The sequence below is a fragment of the Streptomyces sp. NPDC111507 genome (assembly GCF_055638955.1).
On record NZ_JBVKBU010000008.1, the window covers coordinates 176,929 to 199,750 of the forward strand.

General features: G+C 68.0%; 26 protein-coding genes and 3 pseudogenes. 15 read left to right on the top strand and 14 right to left on the bottom strand.

All coding sequences use genetic code 11. From position 1 onward, the window contains the following. Positions 1 to 97 precede the first annotated feature (97 nt). Positions 98 to 2,050 (top strand): helix-turn-helix domain-containing protein, encoded by a 1,953-nt coding sequence (locus ACZ7M2_RS30175; protein WP_471597962.1) that lies wholly within the window; start codon positions 98 to 100, stop codon positions 2,048 to 2,050. 184 nt (positions 2,051 to 2,234) lie between these two features. Here the strand turns inward: ACZ7M2_RS30175 and ACZ7M2_RS30180 are convergent, their stop codons facing one another. From ACZ7M2_RS30180 to ACZ7M2_RS30190, 3 genes are all read right to left on the bottom strand, one after another. After that, positions 2,235 to 2,651, bottom strand: a complete 417-nt coding sequence (locus ACZ7M2_RS30180) for a transposase (protein WP_471597963.1) — start codon at positions 2,649 to 2,651, stop codon at positions 2,235 to 2,237. A 280-nt stretch (positions 2,652 to 2,931) separates the two neighbouring features. After that, the gene (locus ACZ7M2_RS30185; protein WP_471597964.1) at positions 2,932 to 3,318 is read right to left on the bottom strand and encodes a VOC family protein; all 387 of its coding nucleotides are present in this window, start codon (positions 3,316 to 3,318) and stop codon (positions 2,932 to 2,934) included. Between the two features lie 416 nt (positions 3,319 to 3,734). After that, positions 3,735 to 4,154, bottom strand: a complete 420-nt coding sequence (locus tag ACZ7M2_RS30190) for a TetR/AcrR family transcriptional regulator (RefSeq protein WP_471597965.1) — start codon at positions 4,152 to 4,154, stop codon at positions 3,735 to 3,737. Between the two features lie 137 nt (positions 4,155 to 4,291). Between ACZ7M2_RS30190 and ACZ7M2_RS30195 the strand changes: the two genes are divergently transcribed. The 4 genes and pseudogenes from ACZ7M2_RS30195 to ACZ7M2_RS30210 all read left to right on the top strand — a co-directional run. Then, positions 4,292 to 5,200, top strand: coding sequence for an NADP-dependent oxidoreductase (locus ACZ7M2_RS30195; RefSeq protein ID WP_471597966.1), 909 nt, complete (start codon positions 4,292 to 4,294; stop codon positions 5,198 to 5,200). Between the two features lie 81 nt (positions 5,201 to 5,281). After that, the gene (locus ACZ7M2_RS30200; RefSeq protein WP_471597967.1) at positions 5,282 to 5,752 is read left to right on the top strand and encodes a nuclear transport factor 2 family protein; all 471 of its coding nucleotides are present in this window, start codon (positions 5,282 to 5,284) and stop codon (positions 5,750 to 5,752) included. A gap of 391 nt (positions 5,753 to 6,143) precedes the next feature. Beyond that, entirely contained in the window at positions 6,144 to 6,713 is a 570-nt protein-coding gene (locus ACZ7M2_RS30205; RefSeq protein ID WP_471597968.1) for a hypothetical protein, read from the top strand. A gap of 2 nt (positions 6,714 to 6,715) precedes the next feature. After that, positions 6,716 to 6,868 (top strand): annotated as a pseudogene (locus ACZ7M2_RS30210) (hypothetical protein); the annotation flags it as partial. 252 nt (positions 6,869 to 7,120) lie between these two features. Here the strand turns inward: ACZ7M2_RS30210 and ACZ7M2_RS30215 are convergent. After that, positions 7,121 to 7,372: pseudogene (locus tag ACZ7M2_RS30215) on the bottom strand (hypothetical protein); the annotation flags it as partial. On the opposite strand from ACZ7M2_RS30215, the pseudogene ACZ7M2_RS30220 reads away from it, so the two are divergent. Beyond that, positions 7,265 to 7,645 (top strand): annotated as a pseudogene (locus tag ACZ7M2_RS30220) (transposase); the annotation flags it as partial. The pseudogenes ACZ7M2_RS30215 and ACZ7M2_RS30220 sit on opposite strands and share 108 nt — an antisense overlap. A gap of 5 nt (positions 7,646 to 7,650) precedes the next feature. Here ACZ7M2_RS30220 and ACZ7M2_RS30225 read toward each other — a convergent pair. Beyond that, on the bottom strand, positions 7,651 to 8,124 hold the full coding sequence (locus ACZ7M2_RS30225; RefSeq protein WP_471597969.1) for a hypothetical protein: 474 nt from the start codon (positions 8,122 to 8,124) through the stop codon (positions 7,651 to 7,653). A gap of 41 nt (positions 8,125 to 8,165) precedes the next feature. On the opposite strand from ACZ7M2_RS30225, the gene ACZ7M2_RS30230 reads away from it, so the two are divergent. The 3 genes from ACZ7M2_RS30230 to ACZ7M2_RS30240 all read left to right on the top strand — a co-directional run bounded on the left by ACZ7M2_RS30230 (position 8,166) and on the right by ACZ7M2_RS30240 (position 10,302). Then, complete coding sequence (locus tag ACZ7M2_RS30230) at positions 8,166 to 8,597, top strand: RRQRL motif-containing zinc-binding protein (RefSeq protein ID WP_471597970.1); 432 nt, start codon at positions 8,166 to 8,168, stop codon at positions 8,595 to 8,597. A gap of 105 nt (positions 8,598 to 8,702) precedes the next feature. Further along, complete coding sequence (locus ACZ7M2_RS30235) at positions 8,703 to 9,113, top strand: Imm10 family immunity protein (protein WP_471597971.1); 411 nt, start codon at positions 8,703 to 8,705, stop codon at positions 9,111 to 9,113. 913 nt (positions 9,114 to 10,026) lie between these two features. Beyond that, the gene (locus tag ACZ7M2_RS30240; RefSeq protein WP_471597972.1) at positions 10,027 to 10,302 is read left to right on the top strand and encodes a hypothetical protein; all 276 of its coding nucleotides are present in this window, start codon (positions 10,027 to 10,029) and stop codon (positions 10,300 to 10,302) included. Here ACZ7M2_RS30240 and ACZ7M2_RS30245 read toward each other — a convergent pair. From ACZ7M2_RS30245 to ACZ7M2_RS30255, 3 genes are all read right to left on the bottom strand, one after another. After that, the gene (locus tag ACZ7M2_RS30245; RefSeq protein ID WP_471597973.1) at positions 10,255 to 11,961 is read right to left on the bottom strand and encodes an MFS transporter; all 1,707 of its coding nucleotides are present in this window, start codon (positions 11,959 to 11,961) and stop codon (positions 10,255 to 10,257) included. The genes ACZ7M2_RS30240 and ACZ7M2_RS30245 overlap by 48 nt on opposite strands. 290 nt (positions 11,962 to 12,251) lie before the next feature. After that, complete coding sequence (locus ACZ7M2_RS30250) at positions 12,252 to 12,443, bottom strand: hypothetical protein (protein ID WP_471597974.1); 192 nt, start codon at positions 12,441 to 12,443, stop codon at positions 12,252 to 12,254. 96 nt (positions 12,444 to 12,539) lie between these two features. Beyond that, on the bottom strand, positions 12,540 to 12,713 hold the full coding sequence (locus ACZ7M2_RS30255) for a hypothetical protein (RefSeq protein ID WP_471597975.1): 174 nt from the start codon (positions 12,711 to 12,713) through the stop codon (positions 12,540 to 12,542). Between the two features lie 22 nt (positions 12,714 to 12,735). Between ACZ7M2_RS30255 and ACZ7M2_RS30260 the strand changes: the two genes are divergently transcribed. After that, on the top strand, positions 12,736 to 13,776 hold the full coding sequence (locus tag ACZ7M2_RS30260; protein ID WP_471597976.1) for a NucA/NucB deoxyribonuclease domain-containing protein: 1,041 nt from the start codon (positions 12,736 to 12,738) through the stop codon (positions 13,774 to 13,776). 63 nt (positions 13,777 to 13,839) lie between these two features. Here ACZ7M2_RS30260 and ACZ7M2_RS30265 read toward each other — a convergent pair whose 3' ends face one another. From ACZ7M2_RS30265 to ACZ7M2_RS30280, 4 genes are all read right to left on the bottom strand, one after another. After that, positions 13,840 to 14,307, bottom strand: a complete 468-nt coding sequence (locus ACZ7M2_RS30265; RefSeq protein ID WP_471597977.1) for a hypothetical protein — start codon at positions 14,305 to 14,307, stop codon at positions 13,840 to 13,842. 217 nt (positions 14,308 to 14,524) lie between these two features. After that, positions 14,525 to 14,818 (bottom strand): hypothetical protein, encoded by a 294-nt coding sequence (locus ACZ7M2_RS30270; protein ID WP_471597978.1) that lies wholly within the window; start codon positions 14,816 to 14,818, stop codon positions 14,525 to 14,527. Continuing rightward, entirely contained in the window at positions 14,815 to 15,192 is a 378-nt protein-coding gene (locus ACZ7M2_RS30275) for a hypothetical protein (protein WP_471597979.1), read from the bottom strand. The genes ACZ7M2_RS30270 and ACZ7M2_RS30275 overlap by 4 nt, the downstream gene beginning before the upstream one ends. A 9-nt stretch (positions 15,193 to 15,201) precedes the next feature. Next, positions 15,202 to 15,747, bottom strand: coding sequence for a hypothetical protein (locus ACZ7M2_RS30280; RefSeq protein ID WP_471597980.1), 546 nt, complete (start codon positions 15,745 to 15,747; stop codon positions 15,202 to 15,204). Between ACZ7M2_RS30280 and ACZ7M2_RS30285 the strand changes: the two genes are divergently transcribed. The 5 genes from ACZ7M2_RS30285 (at position 15,727) to ACZ7M2_RS30305 (ending at position 21,758) form a co-directional block, all read left to right on the top strand. Next, entirely contained in the window at positions 15,727 to 16,815 is a 1,089-nt protein-coding gene (locus tag ACZ7M2_RS30285; RefSeq protein WP_471597981.1) for an RHS repeat-associated core domain-containing protein, read from the top strand. The two genes, ACZ7M2_RS30280 and ACZ7M2_RS30285, sit on opposite strands and share 21 nt — an antisense overlap. Before the next feature lie 288 nt (positions 16,816 to 17,103). Then, positions 17,104 to 17,637, top strand: coding sequence for a hypothetical protein (locus ACZ7M2_RS30290; protein WP_471597982.1), 534 nt, complete (start codon positions 17,104 to 17,106; stop codon positions 17,635 to 17,637). Positions 17,638 to 18,471: 834 nt separating this feature from the next. Beyond that, on the top strand, positions 18,472 to 18,936 hold the full coding sequence (locus ACZ7M2_RS30295) for a hypothetical protein (protein WP_471597983.1): 465 nt from the start codon (positions 18,472 to 18,474) through the stop codon (positions 18,934 to 18,936). A 156-nt stretch (positions 18,937 to 19,092) separates the two neighbouring features. Continuing rightward, positions 19,093 to 19,590 carry a methyltransferase family protein gene (locus ACZ7M2_RS30300; RefSeq protein WP_471597984.1) on the top strand — a complete coding sequence of 166 codons (498 nt, stop codon included), beginning with the start codon at positions 19,093 to 19,095 and terminating at the stop codon, positions 19,588 to 19,590. Between the two features lie 218 nt (positions 19,591 to 19,808). After that, positions 19,809 to 21,758 (top strand): right-handed parallel beta-helix repeat-containing protein, encoded by a 1,950-nt coding sequence (locus ACZ7M2_RS30305; RefSeq protein ID WP_471597985.1) that lies wholly within the window; start codon positions 19,809 to 19,811, stop codon positions 21,756 to 21,758. 339 nt (positions 21,759 to 22,097) lie between these two features. Here the strand turns inward: ACZ7M2_RS30305 and ACZ7M2_RS30310 are convergent, their stop codons facing one another. Continuing rightward, positions 22,098 to 22,478, bottom strand: a complete 381-nt coding sequence (locus ACZ7M2_RS30310) for a toxin Doc (protein ID WP_471598162.1) — start codon at positions 22,476 to 22,478, stop codon at positions 22,098 to 22,100. Positions 22,479 to 22,486: 8 nt separating this feature from the next. After that, a complete protein-coding gene (locus tag ACZ7M2_RS30315; protein WP_471597986.1) occupies positions 22,487 to 22,735 on the bottom strand; it encodes an antitoxin MazE7 in 249 nt (82 codons plus the stop codon). Positions 22,736 to 22,822 lie beyond the last annotated feature (87 nt).

Below are 22,822 nucleotides of genomic sequence, written 5' to 3' on the forward strand. Positions count from 1 at the left end.
CGCCGAGGAGGGTTAGGGTCCTGCCCCATAGGACCCCAACCCTCCTCTGCCGTGCATCGATTCCACCGCCCACCGACTTCGCAACGGTTGACCACCCATGTCGCACAAGCCCGCCTCCGTCACCCCTCATCTGCGCCGGCTGCTCGAGCTCCTCGCCGCGGGCGCCCCCGCCGAGGACCTCGGCGCCGTCGCCGTCGACGCCCGCCGCAGCGGTGCGGCCGCCCAGGATCTCGCGGCGGTCGAGCAGGCCACCGAAGCGGCGCTGCGCGTACAGAGCACGCTCAGGCAGCACCGGCGCCGGGAGGCGGAGCTGACCGCGCTCTTCGACACCGCGAGCGACCTGGCGGCCCTGCGTGACCTCGACGCCGTGCTCCGCTCCATCGTCCGGCGGGCCAGGCTGCTGCTGGGCACCGACACGGCCTACCTCACGCTGCCCGACGAGGAGGCCGGGGACACCTACATGCGGGTCACCGACGGCTCGGTGTCGGAGCTGTTCCAGAACCTGCGCCTACAGCTGGGCGAGGGTCTGGGCGGTCTGGTCGCGCAGACTGCCCGCCCCTACGCCTCCCCGGACTACCGCACCGACGACCGCTTCCTGCACACCGGCAGCATCGACGCCGGGGTTCTGGACGAGGGCCTGGTCGCGATTCTCGGCGTGCCGCTGCTGCTGGGGTCGGGAGGTGGCGGCCAGGTCATCGGGGCGCTCTTCGCCGCGGATCGCACGCCACGCACCTTCGCCCCGGACGAGGTCGCCCTGCTGTGTTCCCTGGCCGACCACGCCGCCATCGCCATCGACACCGCCAAGGCCATGGCGGACGCGCGGATCGCGCTGGCCGAGCTGGCCGAGGCCAACGCCGTGATCCGGGAGCACTCCGCCGCCATGCAGCGTGCCGAGGAATCGCACGACCGGCTCACCGATCTGGTGCTCCGCGGCGGCGACGTCTCTGACGTGGCCACCGCTGTGGCCGCTCTGCTGAAGGGGGACGTCGCGGTCCACGACGGCTCCGGGTGGCCGCTCACCGCGGTCGGCGAGCACGGCGGCGCGTTGACCAGGGGCACGGAAGACAGCGGTGGCACACAGGAGGCGGCGGCGCTGCTCGCCGCGGCGAAGAGCTCGCACGCGGCCGCCCACGCGGTGTTCCGTGACGGGCGCTGGGTCTGCGCGGTGCTGGCCGGGCAGGAACTGCTGGGCTGTCTGGTCCTGCACGGGCGGCCGGATCTCGACGGCCCCGAGCGGCGCCTGTTCGAGCGGAGCAGCGTAGTGACGTCGCTGCTGCTCCTGCTGAGGCGTTCGGTCGCGGAGACCGAGAACCGGGTCCGCGGCGACCTGATCACCGATCTGCTCACCGCGCCCGACCGCGACCCGGCCGGCCTGGTGGCCCGCGGCCGGCGCCTCGGCTTCGACCTCGAACGGCCGCACATCCTGCTCGTCGCCCGGACCGGCGACGCGGCCCGGCAGCGGCTCGCCGACGCCGCCGTGCAGTACCTGTTCGGGTGCGGCGGCGTCAGCGCGGAACACGAGAGCAGCGTCATGTTGCTGCTCCCGTGCGACGGCACCGGGCCGGGCGAGGCGGCCCGCGTCGCCGCCGGGCAGCTCGGCCAACTGGTCGGCGTGCCGGTCACGGTGGCCGGCGCCGGGCCGGCGGCCGGGCCGCGGGCCATCGCCGACGCGCACGCCGAGGGCTTGCGCTGTCTGCGGGCCCTGCATGTGCTCGGCCGCGACGGGCATGGGGCGAGCGTCGCCGAACTCGGCTTTCTCGGAGTGCTGTTGGGTGACGACCATGATGTGGACGGCTTCGTCGCTGCCGCTTTGGGGCCGCTGCTGGAGTACGACGCCCAACGCGGCACCCAACTGGTCCGCACCCTGCGCGCCTACTTCGGTTGCGGCGGGAGCCTGACCCGGGCGAAGGAGGAGCTGCACGTCCATGTGAACACCGTCGTGCAGCGGCTGGAGCGCATCCAGGCGCTGCTCGGTCCGGACTGGAACGCCCCCGAACAGGCTCTGGAACTCCAACTCGCCCTGCGTCTGCACCTGCTGTCGGGCGCGTGACGCCGGCCGGACACGCGCGCAACGCCCCGCCCACGCCGACCGGCCGGGCGGACGGCATCGCGGGAGGGGGCGACCGTGCCCCCGGCCCGACCCTTGCGGGCGCTCGTGGGTATCGCGCCGTGGGGCGTCGTCGGTCCCTTTACCCGACCCGGTCAAGCCGATGAGCAGGAACACCACAGCACCATCAGCAGCAGGCCCAGACAGTCCGTGATGACGTGCCGGCGCCTGCCGTTGATCTTCTTGCCGCCGTCGTAGCCTCGCGAGACCTCGGGCACCGAGGCCGCCGCTTGACCGGCTGCGAGTCGATGACCGCCGCCGTCGGCTGTGCCCGGCGCCCTTCGGCCTGGCGGGCCTTCTCCCGCAGCCCGCTGTGGAACTCCTGGGCCAGGCCCTTCGTGCGCCACCTGCGGAAGAACCCGTAGACCCGTCCCACGCAGGAAAGTCTGCGGGAAGCGCGCCATTTCACTCCGTTGTCGGTGACGTACCGCACGGCGTCCAGCATCTGCCGGTGGCAGTAGCCCTCCGGCTGTCCGCCCCGGCCCTCCATCCAGGCCGGGACCGGCATCGCGTCGCGCACCACCTGCCACTCCACGTCCGTCATGTCGGAGGGATACCACCACACCCGGTCGGGGCGGTCGGCCGCGTTCCCGAACCGGTGGGCGAGGCAATCACACGCCGACACACACGAGTTGGACGGGATCGGGGCCAGCACGCAAGACCGTGACAACAGGACCTCCCTGCACTCGAGTTGGCTTCGCAACCCTCGTGCTGCACTGGAGGTCCTGCGTTCATGCGCCCACCCGGCCAGGATCACCCGACCGGGGATGCCGTTCCATCAGCACCGTCCTCATGATTGAGGGGTCAACGGCTTCTCAGGCCCGTCAGTCCTCGCCGCTCCCGTACGGTCTGGTCAGGATCTCCAGGTTGTGTCCGTTCGGGTCGTCGAAGTAGACCCCGCGGCCGCCGTCGTTGTGGTTGATCTCGCCGGGGCGGTGGTGATAGGGGTCCGCCCAGTAGCTCAGGCTCGCCTTGCGGACACGGGCGAAGATCGCGTCGAAGTCGTCCTCGGAGACGAGGAACGCATAGTGCTGCGGGGTGATCGAACCGGCCGTGTCCGCGTAGTCCAGCGTCACGCCGTTCGGTATCCGCACCGGGACGAACGGACCATACTGCGGTGCCACTTCCACACCCAGCAGTTCGGCGAGGAACCGTGCGGACGCCCGCTTGTCGTGCGCGGCGACGATCGTGTGGTTGAGCTCGACCGCCATTGATCGGCCTCCCTCCGGTGGCTGCCAGAAGCGCTTTCCACGCTAACAACCATCCGAAGCGGGGTCATCGGTCCCTGGTCCTGTCCTGCTCGGCCTTGTGACCTAGACCTAGAACCAGGGGAACGAACGCTTCGAGCCCGGCTGGCCGGTGGTGATCATTTCGAGTTGAGGACGGCCGGGAGCTCCCAGTGCTCACTGATCGTTCGGGGGTCCATCGAGGAAGCCTCGGACCTGGAGCTCTGTGCGAGGGCCGGCTCCTGTGCACCGCAGGGTGCTGAGCCACTGGGCGACGACGGCGTCGATGAAGGGGTCGGTGATCGGGCCGCGGTCGAGCAGGAGCCGGGCGAACACGGGTCCGTAGAGCAGGGTGTACCCGTCGGCGTCGACCTGGATGCCGGAGGGCTCCAGGACCCGGTTCAGGGCCGCGCGGCGGTCTCGCCGATACGGACGAGCGCCTGGGGGCTGTCGGGGTGGTGATCGGCCTCGGCGAGGACGGCGAGCAGAGCGGTGCGCATCGCCGGGACGGTGACGCCGGCGCGCAGACTTTTCAGCCAGGCCGTGGCAGCTGCGCGTACATCGCTGCTCGGCTCGGGGTAGTCGCCGATGTCGGGACCGTCGAGGATCAGGTCGAAGAGCAGGGCCGAGCGGTTGGGCCAGTGCCGATAGAGCGTCTGGCGGGTGACGTCCGCTCGCTCGGCGAGCAGGGCGTAGGTCAGCCCGGTCGGCCCGACCTCGGGCAGCAGCTCGCGCGCGACGGCCAGAATCCGAGCGCGGGTGCGCTGGGCACGCGGGTTGCTCCGGGCGGGTGGGCGACGGTGGGCCGGCGTCGAGGTCACGACTCCAAATCATACGTCATGTGTGACATGCGCCTCTTGGGCTTTGTGAATCATACGCAGTGTGTGATACACCGGGAATCATACGCCCTGAGTGATTCAGGTGTGAGAACTGGTTTCCCTGCGTTTCAGGAGTCCCTGTGTCTGCTGCGATCACCTTCTCCGACTACGGCGCGCCCGACGTGCTGACCCTGTCCGACGTTCCGACGCCGCAGCCCGGGCTTGGGCAGGTCCGCATCCGGGTCCGTGCCACCGCCGTCAATCCCATCGACCTCAAACTGCGCTCCGGCGAACTGGCTGGGATCATGCCGGTCGAGTTCCCGTTCATCCCCGGCCAGGACGTCGCCGGGGTAGTCGACAAGGCGGGCGAGGGCACCCAGTTCTCACCCGGTGACGAGGTCTTCGGCTCGGCGCACCTCGGCGGCTACAGCGAGTACGTGCTGCTGGACCAGCCGTTCGCCAAGCCCGCTGAGCTGTCGTTCGAGACCGCGGCGGCCATGATCACAGTCGGCGAGACCGCCTACCGGGCGCTCGAACACCTGGGCGTCGCCCCCGGGCAGACGCTGCTGGTCCACGCCGCGGGCGGCGCCGTCGGGGCCGTCGCGGTGCAGCTGGCCGTCGCCCGCGGTGTCACGGTGATCGGCACCGCTGGCGAGCACGACTTCGACCGCATCGGCAAGCTCGGGGCCACGGCGGTCCGCTACGGCGAAGGCTGGGCCGAGCGGGTCCGGGACGCCGTGCCGGGGACGGTGGACCGCGTGCTCGACACCGCGGGCGTGGGCGTCCTCGCCGAGTCCATCGCCCTGGCCGGCGATGTCGCGCGGGTCGTCACCATCGCCGACATGACCTTCGCCGAGCACAAGGTGCGCTTCACCGGACTCGACCCGGCCGACCGGTTCCCGCAGGCCCTGCCGCTCCTGGCTGATCTCATCGCCCGCGGCGAGCTCGGGGTGCCGGTGTGGCGCACCTTCCCCCTCACCGAGGCCGCCCAGGCCCACGCCGAGATCGAGGCCCACCACAACAAGGGCAAGGTCGTCCTGCTTCCCTGACCCATCGACCACCCCGTCGCGCCGTCGTCCGCCCGGCGGGGGCCGCAGTCCGTTTCAGAAGTACAAGAAGGTGAACCGAAAATGAGGACCCAGACCGCGCTCCCCGACGCGGACCTCATCCAGATCGTCCAGGCGTACTACGACTCCGTCGACTCCCGGGACGCCGCTCGCGTCGCCAACAACTACCTCGCCGTGCCGAACACGACGCTGCAGTTCAACGCCGACGACCCCATCGTGACCGTCGAGGCCATCAAGGACTTCTCGGCGCAGCTCTTCCACGTCGCCTCCGTCAAGCACTCGATGATCGACATATGGACCACCCCGCTGATGGGTGACGTCGTGCCGGTGAACCTGGCGCCTGCCCGGTCCGCCTCCACCGTGACCGTCGTGTCCACCGCCCTTCCGACCTTCTCCGTCGACACCGGCTCGGCGGTGACCCGTCTCGCGCTGCCCGCGACGTCGATCTTCACCATCGACATCGAGTCGGAGAAGTTCGTCTCGGTCCACAACATGTTCGACATCGCCAAGGTCTACGCCGCCGTCAGCGGCTGAACGAGCACGGACACCGACGCGTCGTGTGTGGGTGCCGGCCGTACCCGACCGAACCGAACGGGCACAGCTGACACCCGTTGCCAGCACGTGCGTCGGGCCGTGGCCTCGTGTGTGATGAAGACCGCTGATCTGCGGCTGGGCGCCAGAAAGGAGGGCCCGCCCGATGCGGTGCGCAGGGCGTGGGCGGGGCCCTGCGCACTCACCGCCTCGGATACGGTCACTGACCGAGGCGGTGCGCGTCCCATGGCGGCCCTGTTCTCATGCACCCACCCGGTCAAGATCACCCGCCCAGGGGCCCTGTTCGATCAGAACCGTCCTCGTGATCGATAGGAACACGGCTTCTGAAATCAACTCCCCTTCCACAGAACTGACATCGCACTACATCGCCCAGGTGACGGGTGACCTTGACCGCAACACCAAGGAGCAGGAACGTATCGGTCAGGAGATCGAGGCCCTGCAGGAGCAGCTGCGTGCCCTGCAGCAGGACCACACCGTGCTGGTGAACATGCAGCAGGCTCTCGGCACCGCGAATCCCGCCGCCGAGGCCGCCACGGCAGCTGCGCCGTCCGTGCCTCACCAGAACTCCGCCAAACCCAAGCAGCACAAGCCGAAGAGGGCGGCCGCTACACCCGCGAAGAAGACAGCTGCCAAGAAGCCCGGCGCCAAGACCTCGCTCGTAAACGCGTCCGGGACAGCCGCCGAGCCGACCCTCGTCGAGGTGATCCGCGGCCACCTGGAGCGGCAGAGTGAGCCGCGTTCCGCTGCCGAAATCACTGCCGCGCTCACGCAGGCCCACCCCGACCGCAGCGTGAAGACCACGGTCGTGCGCACCGCCCTCGAAGGGCTCGTCGCCAAGGGCCATGCTCACCGCACCAAGCAGGGCTCGTCGGTCTTCTACACCGCGGCGGCCGCCTCGCAACCCGCTCCGGCCGAGCCGCAGCAGAAGACAGTGGCAAACTGAGCATCCGCAGGAGTCCCCGACATCGCTACCCGGCCGCGGTCCGTGAGGTACGCCTTCTCACCCCTCATCAGCGGTGCTTCGGCGGGTCCCTTGATCACGGGATCAAACGGTGGCAGCTCTACCTGACGCAGAAGCAGATCACGTCTGCGGCATACGGGTTCTGGCTGCACCCGATGACGGGCTCCGCCGCGGAGGCCAACCGCTTCGGCCGCGAACGTCACCATCACCAGGCTGACCGACATCTGGACCGCGACCATGTGGTGGTACTGCTGTCCCCCAGCGACCTCACCGGCCAGAGCGAGCAGTTCCTCCACCGTGAACGCCTCCTCTTCCGGGCCCGCCCGGGTAGCGATGCCGTACCCGGCCACGTGCCCGGCCGCCGTCTCCTCCTCCAGGACGGCGAACGCGTCGCGGACCGCCCGGTGCAGCCCCGCCCGGTCTCCGGGATGAGACCGCTCCGGGTTGTGCAGCAGGACCAGGTCCAGCCGCTCGCGCCCGAGCTGCTCGCGGTTGCGGCCAATCTGCCAGCGCACGTACCCGTCGTTCGCTGCGGAGCACGCGGGAGCTTCGCCTGGCAGGACTACCGTGGCCTCCTGGTCCGCGCGCACCTGCAACCCGGCGCCCCGATCGTTGTCGTCTCGGACAATTTGAACACCCACCGTGCCGCCGGGATCAGCAGATACGCTGCCGGCCACGAATGGCTGACTGTCATCCAACTGCCGCCCAACAGCCCGGACTTGAATCCAGTGGAAGGAGTCTGGTCGCTGTTACGACGCGGGGCTCTGGCCAACACCGCGTTCAGCGACCCCGGCCACCTCACCCACACTCTCCGCCGAGGAATTGCCCATCTCCAGCGTCATCCCGAACTCATCGACGGTCGCCTCAACGAGACCGGACTGACCATCACCTCATACCAACCGAACCCAACGTGAAAGGTTCAGTAAGCAGTCCAGTCCTCGCTGTGCCGATGACGATCCAGCCCCACGGTTGCGAATTCGTCTGTAGTCGCATCTGCCACCACACCTAGCCTCCGGAGGGCCTGCGAGATCGGGCTGCCGACGGATCCGAAGGGCTGGCCCTCCAGTACATAGAGGGGCCCCAGTACGACGGCACGATCAGCCCAGACGGCAGCGCGTTGCTTGCCGACACCTCCGAAGTACTCGGCTTCCACGTAGGCCACCACTCCGGCGGCTGACCAGTCCGCGAGCCGCTTGTCGAATCCTCCCGGAAGCCGCCAGAACCCCAGAGGGCCGCATTCGGCGCCGTCCGTTGCAGCGTCGAAGAGCTGGTCCGTCATGGGTAGCAGTGACAGGCCCTGGCCGAGAGAGGCCACCCGAGCGGCAGGCAAGTCCCGTGAGGCGCCACGGAGTACCTCGTCTTTGGCGATGACGGCCTGCAGTTCATAACCCATCCCAACGCCCCTTATCGATTGGAGGCCTCATCTTGTCGCACGTGCTGACGGCGAACCCGCGTGGCACCCCGGGTCAGAACCCTCCCCTCTCCAGCGGGTTCCGGCGAGAGCACCCTTCAGATTCCTCGAACCCGCTGGTTGCCGAGTTCGACCGCAGCGCGGTTCCCGAAGGACTGGCCACGCGGCGTCAGCTTCGGGACATGGGTTTCAGCCCGGGCGGCAACGACTGCCCGGTCGCGATCCTGCGCTGCAAGTACTACTCCTACAGGCCCGACCAGTCGTGCAACCACCCCACACGGGGCTTTTTGTTCCGTGTCGATCTGGCAACGTCCAAGCACATCCCGACGCTCGCTCAGGAGCGGGTGCTGGACCAGGCGATGGCCGCGAGGAGCACATGTCCCCGGTACAGGCGCCGGTACTCCTTCTGCCTCCCGCTGCGCAGCCAGAGCGCGTGCGTTCTCCGAATTACGTAGGAGGGTCCCGGGGCCCGCGTCATGAATCGCCATCGTTCGGAGGCGGAACGTCTGCGCCCCGCCCCTGCCTCCTTCCTCGGCTGAGCGCGCTGATACAACCCCGTCATGACATACCGATTCACTGCTCTTGTCGCCACTACCGAGATCGACCCTGACGGCTACTTCACCGAAGCAGCTCTCGCCGAGGGCGAGGACGGAAGCGGCTTCATCTTGATGTTCATGGCAGGTGAGGAAGACCCAGATGATCAGGATGTCGCCTTGGGCATGGACACACACTGCCTGGTCACAGCCGGACAGGGGACCGCGTATGGCTGTGTCCGCGAAGCCGTTCAGACAGGCAACGTCCTCCGCGTCTCGCTCCACCCTGAAGCACTGGAGGACTTGCGATTGACCGACGGGGACATCGAAGCCCTCATCGAAGCACCAGCCGAGGACGTCCACCTGTTCCGCGAAGTCCTCGCCCAGGTGCTCGCCTACGGACGTGCCGGCGCTGTGCCCACTCGTGTAGCCGTCTGAGCCGGCCACAGGATCACATCCGGCGGGGGAAATTATGTGAAGCCGACGGCACGACCCGTGGAAAGTGCGTGATCGTCCATCCTGGGGGGATCAGCAGCGGCGGTGCCACGTCGGCACGATCGAGCGTCATGGATCAAGTGTGGCCGCCGCCACGGACATTGAGACAGATTCTTCGCGCCGGGGCCGGCCTGCTTGGACTTGCTTCAGCAAGCGATGACTACGAGGCCCATCCGGGCAGTGCCCCACGCGCACGTGCGTTCTGTTTGGCGACGCGGACACGAGCGGTGGCCCACTGATCGGCACCGTGCTCAACGTCCTGCCTGTAGGTGGCGCGGCCCCCGACGGAAGCGGCTCCGGGCTCGTTGAGGCCGCAGCCCCAGCAGACGACTCGATCGGCATCTGCTGGGCAGGCGGTGCGGATCCCGTAGCGGGAGCAAGCGTGCTCCGTGTCGCGGTCCAGGACGTCCGTACTGGTGATCCGGGTCTGTGTGCGGCAGAAGCCGCAGCCCACGGTCATGGGACGGGTCCAGTCGACGTGTCCTCGGTCGCCGGTGAGGGTCTAGTCCGCGGAATCCGGCTCCCCGATCAGCCCGCACGCCGTGCACGCGAAGTACGGCGTGCGTTCCTCTCGGGGGATCTCGGCCACCGGGAACCTCCACCAGGTCAGCTACGCGTCACAGGTTCTGTCATCGCTTGGTGGTGTCGCTGCGCGGCCTCGCGCGAATCGTCCGCGCCTGTCTGCGGCTTGGGCAACCCTATCGGCCCGGGCCGGCTGTAGTGGGGACTCCGGGGCACCTGAGGCCGGGCCTGCCGACGTCACGCCAGCCGACGGAACATGCCGCGGAGCCCGCCGGGTTCCTGCCCGTCGACCTATATACGGTCCTGGTCCGGCTGGCTCGTGTCGCCTTCGTCCGTGTACTCGCGGATGATCGTCGGATGGCAGCTTGCCACCCACATGCGCACCGAACTCCCGCTGGATGACCTGGAGATGGCGCTGTGGCGGCGCGGCATCAAGAAGGGCTCCGGCCTGATTCATCACAGCGACAGGGGCAGTCAACCCGAGGTGCGGGGCTTCGCTGCCCCTATACACGCGACCGCGGAGACGGCCGGCCCGTCCACGGCCGGCCGACTCCGCGTCCGGTCACTCCCCGGCGGCGGCGAGGGCGGCCAGTTCGCGGTCGACCGCTAGCTGATGCGCCTCGGCGTCCTCACGCGCCTTCTTCGGGCTCCAGCGACCTGCCATCACGAAGACGAAAGGCAGGAAGAGCACCTGGCCGCCGACGCAGATCCACCACCAGTTGCGCCATTCGCCGGGCCCGTCCTTCGACGCCTTCTGGACCTCGGGGCCGTACTCCTGCAGCAGCTTCAGCTGCGGCGCCGCCTTCTGCACGACACCCAGGTTCTCCGCACCGACCTCCTTGACGGCGCGGGCGCCCAGCGCGGGCGGCACGGTGGTCGGGGTGTACTTGTTCAGCTCGGCGAAGAGCTGAGGGTGCGCATTGACGATGGCCAGCGCGGGCGCCGCCTGCACCGAGGCGGCCTTGACCTCGGCGCCGTGCTCCACGAGCGGGGTCACGGAAGTCACCAGCACCGGGATGAAGGCCGCGGAGACGGCGACCACGATGCGCACCGTCCAGCCCCACACCGCGAGGCCCGCCGCGGTCGCCGCCGGGTTGTGCTTCTCCACGGTCTCGGTGAAGCTGGCCATCCAGGGCGCGTAGGCGATGCCGCTGAAGACGCCGATGCCGATGAACAGCCAGGCGAAGGTGTAGTAGTCGGTCGTCAGGTGGGTGGCGCGGGTGGCGAAGAGCGCGGTCACCACGACGGAGCCGACCGCACCGACGATCATGAAGGGCTTGCGCACCTTCAGCCGGTCCGAGAGCAGGCCGACCAGGACCAGGGCGATGGCGTTCGCCCCCCAGTACCAGTTGGCCAGCGCGTTGGTGCGCTGCTCGCTGTAACCGAAGGTGGTCGCGAAGTAGACGACGAAGTTGCCGACCGCCGCGTAGTACAGCAGCAGGAACACGGCGATGGCGAAGGCTGAGCCCAGCACGTCCAGGCGCATCATCTGCCGCCACTCGCCGCGGCGCACCGCCTCGGTGTCCAGCCCCTTGGCGCGCGCCTCGACCAGCGCCCGGTCCCGCAGCGACACCATGATCTGGTCGCGCAGCGCCGGGGACAGCTCGCGCAGCGCGAAGATCGCGACGACGAAGACGACGCACCCGGCAATCGCCGAATAACGCAGCTCGTCCTGCCAGGTGGCGCTGTCGAGGGTGTTGCTGGTGACGGTGGTGACCACCAGAGAGCCGATGACCGGGCCCATCGTCCAGTACCCCATCGCGGTGGCCCGGCCGAGCTGCGGGGAGAAGTCCCTGATCAGCGCAGGGGTGGCGACCAGCACGATGCCCTCGATGAAGCTGACGAGCGCGAAGAGCACCAAATAGGTGGTCTTGTTCGCCGCGTTCGGCAGCCCGAAGAAGACCAGCAGCGCGGCGATCAGGAGTCCGTAGACCACCAGATTCGCCCGGCCCCAGCGATCCGCAAGACCGGCCACGAGCGAGGCGAAGGCCCCGATCGCGTTGCCGATCACCGAGACCCAGACGAAGTAGCGGTACGTCATGTCGAAGTGCGTGATGATCGACGTCGCCACCGCGTACTGGATGTACAGCATGTAGTACAGGACGACGGTGGTGATGACCACAATCGCGAGATACGCCATACGGCGACCTGTGGGCGGGTAGTCCGCCAGGTCGCGGCGGTACAGCCAGGCCAGCGGGCCGCGGGCGTCCACGGCGGACTCATCGGGCGTGGGTCTGTCGGCGTCGAACGCCGTCGGAGTGGCGGACATACGGCTCCTTCTGGGGATACGGAAACCGGGTGTTTGTGTCGGGGCGACGGGGGCACACTGCGCCCGGCTCCGAGAGCGTGGCCAGAGGCTAGTACCGACTAGTCGGTACGCCTAGGGGTCTGCGCAAGGTCATTCACCCCGTTCATCACCCGGCCACCGACGAACCCCCGCGAAGCCGTCCAGAGCGGCGAGCAGATCCGCAGCCGCACCACGACCCTTGGGTGCTCGGCAGGCCCCGGGAGTTGGGGGTGAGTCGGAGTGTCGTGATCTCGGCCAAGGTGCCGTTGCGATCAGGACATGTCCGGCGTGGCGCCATTTTTTTTCGCTTCTCTGTTCGAGAAGGTCTTGGGTGGCCAGGTGCGGGACGTCAGGTCCGGCGCCACCTGAGTTCCGGGGGTTTGAATGATGGGCAGAGCCTGGACGTGGCGGGGCAGTTCGCGTGCACTGACGACGTTGACCGTGCTCGCTGTGGTGTCGGCCACGGCGTCAGCAGGGGCGAGCGCGGACGGCCGGGACGATCTGAAAGTGGAGTCGTACGTGCTCCCGGTCGGTGCTGCCACACCGGCACTGAAAGAGTTTCAGAGCGGGCAGGGTGTGCAGCAGCTGAGGGAACTCACCGCGAAGGCGGAGCCGGGGGTGGGGTTGGCGCGGGAGACGGTGGGTCCGGCTGCCTCGTACGCGCCCATCTCCCGCAGAGCCTCGGGCACGGTACCGGCCTCGGAGGCTGCGGGGTCGGCCCGGGCTGGGGTCACGGCTCCGCAGCCGGCTCGGACGATGACGTTCGAGGAGTGCAAGAAGGGGCTGGGCAGCGACAAGAAATTCTTCGTGAAGTCCCGGTTCGCGGTGTGTGACGGGGCGTCGTTCCTGCAGACCTGGGTGCGCAACAGACAGGTTGTCGGCGAGAGCGCGTTCAACGTGCGTGTGGTCGGCATGATCGCGAAGAACAGCCGCACGATCGATTTCCAGTACTACTTCACCGACTTTGCGACGACCGGCACGACCGGCGCCGCGTCTATGCCGATCACGACGAAGGGCAACGTCCCGCAGAGTTGGCCAGCCGGGGCGCGCTACACCCGGGGCGGGAACGCGCCGGGCACGAAGACGTTCGCGGAGCTGGAGGCGCTTCGCACGTTCCACGAGACGGTGAACGCGAAGCCGGGGCAAGGCAGCGGCAACTCTGATCTGCTCTTCTCGGTGTACGAGCCGGCCATCAGCTACACGCCTCCGGCACCGTGGACGCTGAGCGGGGCCATGGGCGGCAAGCTGTTCATGCTCGCGCCCCGATGGGATGCCGCGTCGTACCTGGCCAACTCCACCGGCGGCGGCGACCCGGCGAAGAAGGGCGCGGCCACCTTCAGCTACATCACAGCGCTCGTTCTGAGCGCGAAGCAGGGAGCAGAGGAACGAGCCGAGGCCGCGCACATCAGGACGGCGTTCATCAACCCGCAGGACACCAAACCGTACATGTCGGCGAAGAAGGTGCCAGGCCAGACAGCGGGGGACCCTCTGCACCGCACGGTGAGTGCCACCCGCAGGGACAACAACCGCAAGGCGGCAGTCAAGCAATGCAGACGATACTGGGGCGCCAACTACACCAACGGGGGCAAGGAGTGCGACGAGTACCCCTTCGCGACCACCTACGAGGGGGCCGCGGAACACGACTATGACCCCGAAGTCAGAAAATTCAACTTCTCGGTGAAGCCGATACCGAAGGACGACAACCGGGCCGGCGGGAATCTCCTGCAAGGCTTCTACGGCAACAACCGCATCATCGACGGAGACAACGACGGCTTCATCCTGAAGATCGTCACCTGACCTGGTGCCACCAGTTGCCGGGGCGGGGCAGTGCCGGGCACTGCCCCGCCGCACTTCGCGTGATCAGGATCCAGCGGGCCAGAACTGGACGAGATAGCGCTCGACCCCCGTGCCGGTGCCCTCACCGTCGGACAGAGCAGCAGCCTCAGCTCGGCCCGCGCAGCTCACCCGGACCTGCCACGTACCGCCGGAATCGGCCAGCGTGATGACATCGTCGGCTCGGCCCAAGCTCATAGACCACACCGCCACCTGGCCGCTGGTCGATTCGAAGTCGGCTTCGGCCTGCTCGTCCCAACTGGCTGGGTCTTGTGCGGACGGCGGGCCGTCCCACACTTCGACCGTGACGGCGGCAGTGTGGGTGTGGCCACCGCTGGTGATGTCCAGCCGCCCCGGATGAGTGCTGAGGAATGTGCCGTAGTCGAAGTCGTCAGGGAACGGCACCGACAGGTCCGCGTCATCGAACTCCTGCAACCCGAACGCGTTGTACCCCACATCCGCATCGATATGCTGCTTGCGGACGAGCTCTGCCATGAGCGTCCCTTCGACGTCACGCACCACTGGTCATCACCAGGGATCGTAGATCCCGTCCCGTGCCTGCCGCGCCCAGACTGGGCAACGGCCCCGGGCTCCGGGCACAGACCGCCGATGAACGAGCCGAAGCCGCCCTGCTCGCCGCACAGTTCCCCAACCTGCAGGCTCGTGCAGTGCAGCCGTGGGGTGGCACGGCACGAGCCTGCCGCTCAATACCTCAGAACGGCAGGCTCGTGCGATACCGGAGTCCATCGTGCTGGCCGAGTTGCGGTCGGGTAGCGGTGCGTTCAGCGGTGGAGGGATGGAGGCAGAGCCCGGTCGAGGAACTCCAGTCGCGTCTCGCGGGCAGTTGGCTGTCCAGTCCCAGGGCAGTGCGGATGGTCTCTGCAGTGACGTCGCGCGGGATTTCCAAATGGCGTTCGGCATCTCCGATGATCTCGCCGATGACATGGTGGACGGCGTGGGGGTGGTGGCGGATGGGCCAGTCCAGCATCTTCGCGACCGGTGTCACGATGTGCCGTAGAAGGTCGTGGGCCCGGTGTCTCCGGTCTTCTCGTCCAAGTCCTTGCCGTAGGCGAGCTCGTCGAGAAAGGCGTGCCGGATGGTGGCCGCGAGATCGTCGGGGTCGATGATGTTCTGTGTGTCGGCGGCTACGCTCCAGGCGAGTGCGTCGGCCACCTCGTGCATGGCGGTTTCGTTGCGGTGTCGAAGTGTCCAGCGCTTGCGCCGGTCGGGCCGTTCCCACACCACGCCGAAGAACAGGCGAGCCAGGCGGTGGCGCAGTTCGGAGGCGCCGATGGGCAAACTGTCGTCGTCGCCGGAGTCGAGTGTGGCAGCGGCGCTGTCGGGTGAGCGGTGGCGTTGCTCCGCCCAGTCCTGGGCCACGGTGCGGGCCTACAGATTGCGGCCGTTGACGGCGGCCTGGGGTGGTGGCACGTCCCGTTGGCCCCGTGAGACGTAGCGCGCAGGGTGGAGGCGGCGATGCCGCCGATCTCGGCCAATTCGGGTACGCCGATGAGTTGGTCCGTGGCGAGTTCGGGGGCGGAGAGGCGGACCACGCACCCCGACAGGGGGCGGGAGCTCGGGGCGCCGGGAGGCCCACAGGGCCAGGTGATCGTTCCAGGGGTCGGAGGGTGCGGCGTCCGGGTCGAAGTTGGCGACCCTCAGCAGGCGACCACGGGCGGGGTGAGCGTTGTCGTCGAGAAGGTCGTCGGCGGTGATGGTGATCGCTGCTTTGACCGGGCGCCGGTCGTAGTGCTCACTGGCGGCGTCCCAGACCCGGTCGGGCCGGAACCAGGTGGCCCCGTCCCACCAGTAGCCGCCCTGCCGGAACAGGAGTTGGGGCCCCCACAGATTGCTGTACCGGGAAGAGGCGTCCTTGTCGGGAATCAAGAGGACGGTGCGGCCGTACTCGGGGTGGTGGCGGACGAACCAGGACATATCATCGCGGATCGGGTCGGCAGTGAAGGCCAGCCACGCTCCGTCTGTGGTGCGGTCCTTGTCCCAGCGGTCCCAGGTGCTGCCTCCCACAGCCGCGGCTACAGCTACGCCGCGGCCGGACGCCTCACCAGGGCGGACGACACCAACCCGGACGGAGCCTGCACCGGCCGCGACTACACCTTCGACGACAACACCAACCGAAAGACACTCGCCACCTCGACCAGCGATGCCGGCGCAGCCTGCACCTCTACCGGCGCCACCAGCACGTCGTACGACTACGACAGCGCCGACCGGCTGGTCACCTCCGGCACGATCTGCGACGCCTTCGGCCGCACCACCACCCAGGCATCCGGCACGACCGTCGGCTACTACGCCAACGACCTCGTCCGGCAGCAGACCTCCGGCACCAGCCGGCAGACCTGGAACCTGGACGCGGCCGGCCGCCTCATCGCCTGGACCACCGAAACCCAGGGCAGCGACGGCACCTGGACCCAGACCACGTCCAAGACCGACCACCATGGCTCCGACGGCGACAGCCCAGACTGGATCCAGGAGACCAGCAGCACCATCAGCCGCAACGTCCAGGACATCAGTGGGGATCTCGGCGTTGTCACCAGCGCCACAGGCGACACCATCCTGCAACTGACAGACATCCACGGTGACGTCACCGTGGAGCTTCCCCTGGACACCGCCCAGGCGCCGGTCGCGTTTGCCTACGACGAGTACGGCAACCCGCAAGGCGACACCACCGCCACCCGCTACGGCTGGCTCGGCGGCAAGCAGCGCTCCAGCGAAACAGTCACCGGTGCCACCCTCATGGGAGTGCGCCTCTTCGACCCCACCGGGCGCTTCCTGTCCATCGACCCGGTGCCCGGCGGCTCGGCGAACGCCTACGAGTACTGCGGTGGCGACCTGATCAACCACTACGATCTCGACGGCAGGTTCTGGGGATTCCACCTCAGCGCCGGGGCAAAGCTCGCCTGGCACTACGGAAGCTGCGCCTACGGCGGCTACAGCAGGTGGAGAAACCGGCAGCAGGCACGGGGCGTCGCATTCGGCCTCGCGTAATCGGGCATCGTTATCTCGGCTACCGATGCCGGTACCGCTACGGTATGCGTGTGTGCACCGGCGGCCGCGGTCTCCACGCCCGCGGCGGGACCACACTCGGCACCACCTACTTCCCTTCGAACAACAGCTATGTCACTCCGGCCAGGATGCGACACGACGGGCGCCACAAAAGCAGTGGATGCGGTACGGATGGTGATTCGGCTACATGTGCCTCAGGGCAGGAATCAACCCGTGCCACAACCATTGGGAACGCCGCGCCGGCTACAAGGACGGGGGATATCCGTGCCATTGAGCCAGTTCCGGAAACGACCCGTGTGGCCCGTCGCGGTGGTGGGAGCGGTCCTCGTCCTGGCCGGCCTCGCAGCTGTCGGCACGTGGGTGTACGGCATCTACAGCATGTCGGACCCGGTACCCCCAGTGCTTGGTGCACACGTGGAGGGGAAGACGATTGTCGTCAAGTTCCCCCTCTGCCCCACCGACGTGATCCGTCGCGTAGAGGTCACGGACTTCGACGACACCAGCGAGAACCCGCATCAAGTGTGGTGGGCCTCCAACCCCGCAACATCCTCCGCGAAGAAGGGGGTCGTCCAGCTCTGGTCCGGCGCCGGATTCGAGCGCCACGCCCCGGAACCGGCCCAGTCCGTCATACCCCGCAACCTCGTGGTGGGGTACTTGGACCCGTCGGGTGACGGGCGCGATGGTGTCTTCACCCTGCGCACGATATCCGCAGCGAACTTGAAGACCGGGCAGTACTGGACCCGCGATGGCCCCAGAACCGCCGCACAGATCGACGCTCAACTCAACTGCCACGACGGCAAGTGACCAAGTGACAAGGAGGCCGTAGACAACTCCCAGCACGCGGAAAACGGCTCTTCACCCGCCTGAAACGAGAGGGTGCCGCACCTGTGTGCGGCACCCTCCATCGCTTTGAGCACGCCTTTCACCAGGGAAATGCACCGGCCAGGGTCCTGGCTGACCCACAGGTGGAACTCCCCCACTCGGTGGCAATGCACAAAAAGCATCTCTCAAGGTACGGCCCATCACTGACAACCGGGACAGGCGAAGGCTCAGCAGGCGGTCACCAGACGTTACTTGCGCACCCCGGCCACCGAGCCGAGGATCGCGAGACCCCGGCCCACCCATCTCCCGGCCGGGACGCCAGCCTCCTCCTGGACGACCCGCAGCGGTTTTCGGGGCCGGGGGGGGCGGCCGTAACGAGGACCCAGCGCAGGCAGTACTGGCGCATCTGAACAGTGATGATCTTCGCGATATCCATCATGAAGACCACGCCACACGGTCCTGACCTGATCAAACAGGCCGAGCGGTGTGCCCTCCCGCAAGGCGGGAGCAACGGACCAACCTTCTTGCCGCGTGCGCATCGGACGGACAGCGGCCCCGGACGTCGCGCGAGTGTCATCGCTTCCGGAGACCCAACCCCAGACGGTCCCGGCAACCTCCGGGGCTGCGTGCTTCCCGGAGGAGGCCAGTGCGGACCTACCAGCCCCTCCCCCCGGTCAGCCGACCGCACAGCACGCGCTGGCGCCGTCCCGCTGCCACGCCGGGCCTGCCGGTCCGGGCGACGGCGGCGCGACCTCACCCACTGTTCCCACCACGGCCTGTCTGATCCGGGCAGGCACGGACGCCGGCAACCGGCCCGTGTTCGTCGACCTCAGCCGCCTGGACGGCGTCCTCAGCGTGACCGGTGCGCCGCTGGTGGCCCGTGACGTCGTGCAGAACCTGCTGGCGGAGATCGCCCGCACCCGCCCCGGCACACCGGTGACCGTGCTGCGGGGAACGACCGATGCTCCGCCGCTCGCCGTTCCGCCAAGCCTCCAGCAGCTGCCGCAGGTCACCTCTCAGGCCGTGGCCGTTCCGGCCCCGGCACAAGCCACGATACGCGGCGCCGCCGCGCGCCGGCCGCTCAAGGGACTGGTCGTGGTGGCGGGTGCACCGGGCTCGCGAGAGGCCTCCGAACTGGCAGCCTTGTGCGGCCCGGGCGCTGCGGGCTGGACCGGACTCGTCTACGGGGAAGCCCAGGACGCGCACTGGCGCTGGTACACCGACGGTGACGGCCTCGTCGACATCCCTGTGCTGGACCTGAAGCTCACGGTGCCGGCCTGAGCGGGGTGTCGGCCCGTCACCGGTGGATGTCGTGATGTTCCGACAGCGGGCCGGCTCCGTCACCGACAAGCGACCAAGGATCACCCCTCACATGTGGCATACGACCTCACACTCTCAGCGCACGGGCCCTCACCTGCACGGATACCATTGAGCGCGGTGGAGTTGGGAATCTTCACCGCGCTGGCCAACGGCGGCCGCGACCGTGAGTCCCTCGCCTCCGAGGTGGGCCTGCACCCCAGGTCCTCCGCGGACTTCCTCGACGCCCTGGTGTCACTCGACGTGCCGACCCGCGACGAGGACGGCACCTACCGCAACACCCCCGCCGCAGGCCTGTTCCTGGACCGGGCCGAGCCGTCGTACGTGGGCGGCATCCTCGCGATGGCCAACACCCGTCTCTTCGGCTTCTGGAACAACCTCACCAACGCACTGCAGACCGGCACCCTGCAGAACGAGGTCGCGCACAGCGGTGCCCCGTTCTTCGCCACGCTCAGCCAGCACCCGGTCGCCTGGCGGAACTTCCTCAACGGCTTGAACGCATCCTGGGCCGAGCGTGCGGGCGCGAGCACGCGGACGGCGACGCCGACAGGCAAGGCCGATCAGAGCAGTTTCATACTTTTTTATCGTGAGTCGAACAGGCCTCGCGACTCCCCTTGATGGATGCCGGACTGTACCTGATCGACATGGACAGATCCATACCTTCTACGCGACATCGTTCCCGCACCTCGAACACATTGATCCGATGTCTCACCGTCGAGGCCATTGACGCCTTCATCGAATACCCCTACTTTCCCTGCATGTTTCTCATACCTCTCCGCATGCGTTCCTTGAGATCCCCTGGAATGCCCTCCTTAGTCATCGGACCTTATCGGGTCATGCTGGCCTGCCTGTGCGTGCTCCTGTCCGTCGCTGGACTGACGGACCAGGCGCACGCGGCAACCGCCGTCACCTACTTCGTCTCGCCCACCGGAAGCGACAGCAACGCGGGCACCAGTGCCGCCGAACCGTTCCGTACACTCACCAGGGCGCAGACCGCGGTCCGGGCGATCGACAAGTCGGCCTCCGGCCCGGTCACCGTGACCCTGGCGGGCGGCGTCTACCGGCTCACCAAGACGCTGACCTTCACCTCCGAGGACTCAGGCGGCGGCTCGGCCGGCACCGTCTGGTGGAAGGCGGCACCCGGACAGTCCCCGGTCGTCAGCGGCGGCGTCCGGATCACCGGATGGACCAAGAGCAGCGGCGCCGTCTGGTCCGCCCCGGCCCCGGCCGGCCTGGACACCCGGCAGTTGTACGTCAATGGCACCCGGGCCCAGCGCGCGACCGGCTCGTTGCCGGTGAAAGTGACCCAGACCGCGACCGGCTACACCACGGCGTCCGGCGACCCCATGGCCGGCTGGCGCAACCCGTCAGCGATCGAGTTCGTCTACCGGGGCGGCCTCGGGGCATGGACCGAGCCGCGCTGCCCCCTCACGTCGGTCACCAGCACCGCCATCACCATGGCCCAGCCCTGCTGGAACAACTCCACCCAGCGGGTCATGCGCACCGACGACTCCGGCCGCACCGTCAACCTGGTCGGCCGCAAGTCGATCACCGAGGCTCCGACAGCGGTGGAGAACGCCTACGAACTGCTGGACAAGGCAGGTGAGTTCTACCTGGACAAGAGCGAGCACCGGTTCTACTACATCCCGCGCTCCGGGGAGGACCTGACCACCGCGGACGTCGAGGCGCCCTCGCTGAGCACCCTGGTGGCGAGCTCCGGCACGGCGTCGGACGAGCCGAGCCACATCGGCTTCCAGGGCGTCCAGTTCAGTTACGCCAACTACACGGCCTCCAACACGGGTACCGGCTTCTCCGAGATCCAGGCCACCTACCAGGTCACCGGCACCAGCGGCTACGCCACCCAGGGACTGTGCGACTTCGTGTCCGGTGGCACCTGCCCGTACGGCAACTGGACGAAGATGCCCGGGGCCGTCCGCTTCACCTACGACAAGAGCATCCACTTCGACCACGACTACTTCGCGCATCTCGGCGCGGCCGGACTGGACCTGGGCGACGGCTCGCAGAACAGCACGGTGACCGCATGCGTGTTCACCGACGTCTCCGGCAACGGCCTCGACCTGGGCGGTGTGGACATCCCGCAGCCCAGCAGCACGGCGCAGCACACCAGCGGCATCACCGTCAAGGACAGCCACTTCTACGACATCGCCACCGAATACCACGGCGGAGTCGCGATCGACGCCGGGTACATCGAGACGTCGACCGTCACACACAACCAGATCGACCATGTGCCGTACACGGCGATCTCCATCGGCTGGGGCGGCTGGCCGGACAAGGTGAAGCTCCCCGCACAGCCGAACTATTCGCACAACAACACGATCTCGTACAACCTGATCTACGACCACATGTCGCTGCTCGGCGACGGCGGCGCCGTCTACACCAACGGAATCACCGGCACCTCGACGGCGACCGGCGAGCATGTCACCGGAAACGTCGTCCACGACCAGCTCAACACCTCGGGCGGCCATGTCCTGTACACCGACAACGGCGCCACGTACGTGTCGATCCTCGGCAACGCGGTGTGGAACATCAACGTCTCACCGTGGGGCAGCAAACATGTGAACTACACACTGAACGACGGGACGTACGACCCGACGGACATCGAGGGCGACTACTGGCCGGCCGGTCCGTCCGACTACGACCAGAAAGGCGTCCTGATCCAGAACAACCACGACATCACCACCCCGGCCCAGATCCCGTCGAGCATCACGGGAGCCGGCGGTATCGAGTCGCAGTACAAGTCGGTCCTCACCTGGCAGCCAGCCTGATGCGATGAAGGAGCGGGGCCTCCGGCCCCCGGCCGGGTACGGACGATGCCCGGTCCAGGAGAACAGCGGCGCTCTGAGGTGGTCGGCACGACGTCGAGAGAGGCCGGCTCACGTTGTGGGTCGGCCGCACCGACGCCGTGTTGGAGTTGGAGCGCGTGCGTCCACTCTGGAGAACGTGCGCCTCACCCGCGATGGACGTCGGGCGGTCGTCGGTGACGGACCATCGACCAGCTGCCCACACTCGCCGCCCCCATGTCCGCCACGATCAACCGGAAGATCATCCCACCCGGTCAGTCGACGTGACAGCGCCCGCCTGCGTCTACGCCTCAGGCGGCCTGCTCATTCCGCCGGGCACATGGAGCGCAGCCGGTCGGCGATGTCGTAAACGGTCAGGCGCAGCGCACGGATGTCAGTGACGAGATCGCGCCAGGGTTCGTACTCAGTGTCGATGGTCTCGCCGGACGCCCGGATGTAGGCAACGGCCACGCCGTACCCGAAGAACTCGTTGCGGGCCGGCAACGGTCGCAGCAGCACAATCTGCTCCAGCAGCGCGGCAGCCCGCCAGTACGCGTCCGGCGATCCGACCCCGATCTGCGGGGTGTTCACGCGGTGCCGTGCGACGGCCGCCACCAGCGCCGAGTAGTCGCGCACGGCGAGTTCCTTGCCGAGCAGTTCCTCCTGCCGGTCCAGGAACCACCGGATATCGATATGCAGCTCGATGGGCAAGGTCAGGCCGCCCGGCTGCTGGTGCGGGACGTCTGCGGGAGACCCCCGAAGTCACGGTCGAACGCCTCGGCGATGCCGGACTCCGCGATGGCCTTGCGGAACTCGGCGGTGGCCACGCCTAGATTGAGCTGGTTCTCCTGCTCGATGGCCAACTCGGCGAGCAGAGCGCGCACACTCGTTCCTCGGGCGGCGGCGATCGCGGCGAACCGGTCTCGCGTCTCGGTATCGATCTTCACTGTGGTGTCAGCCATACTCCGAGTATGCATCCATGACTACCTCCATGAATACCGTTCGGGGAATGTGCCGGGCCCCGGTACACGCGGAAAGCCGCGAACACT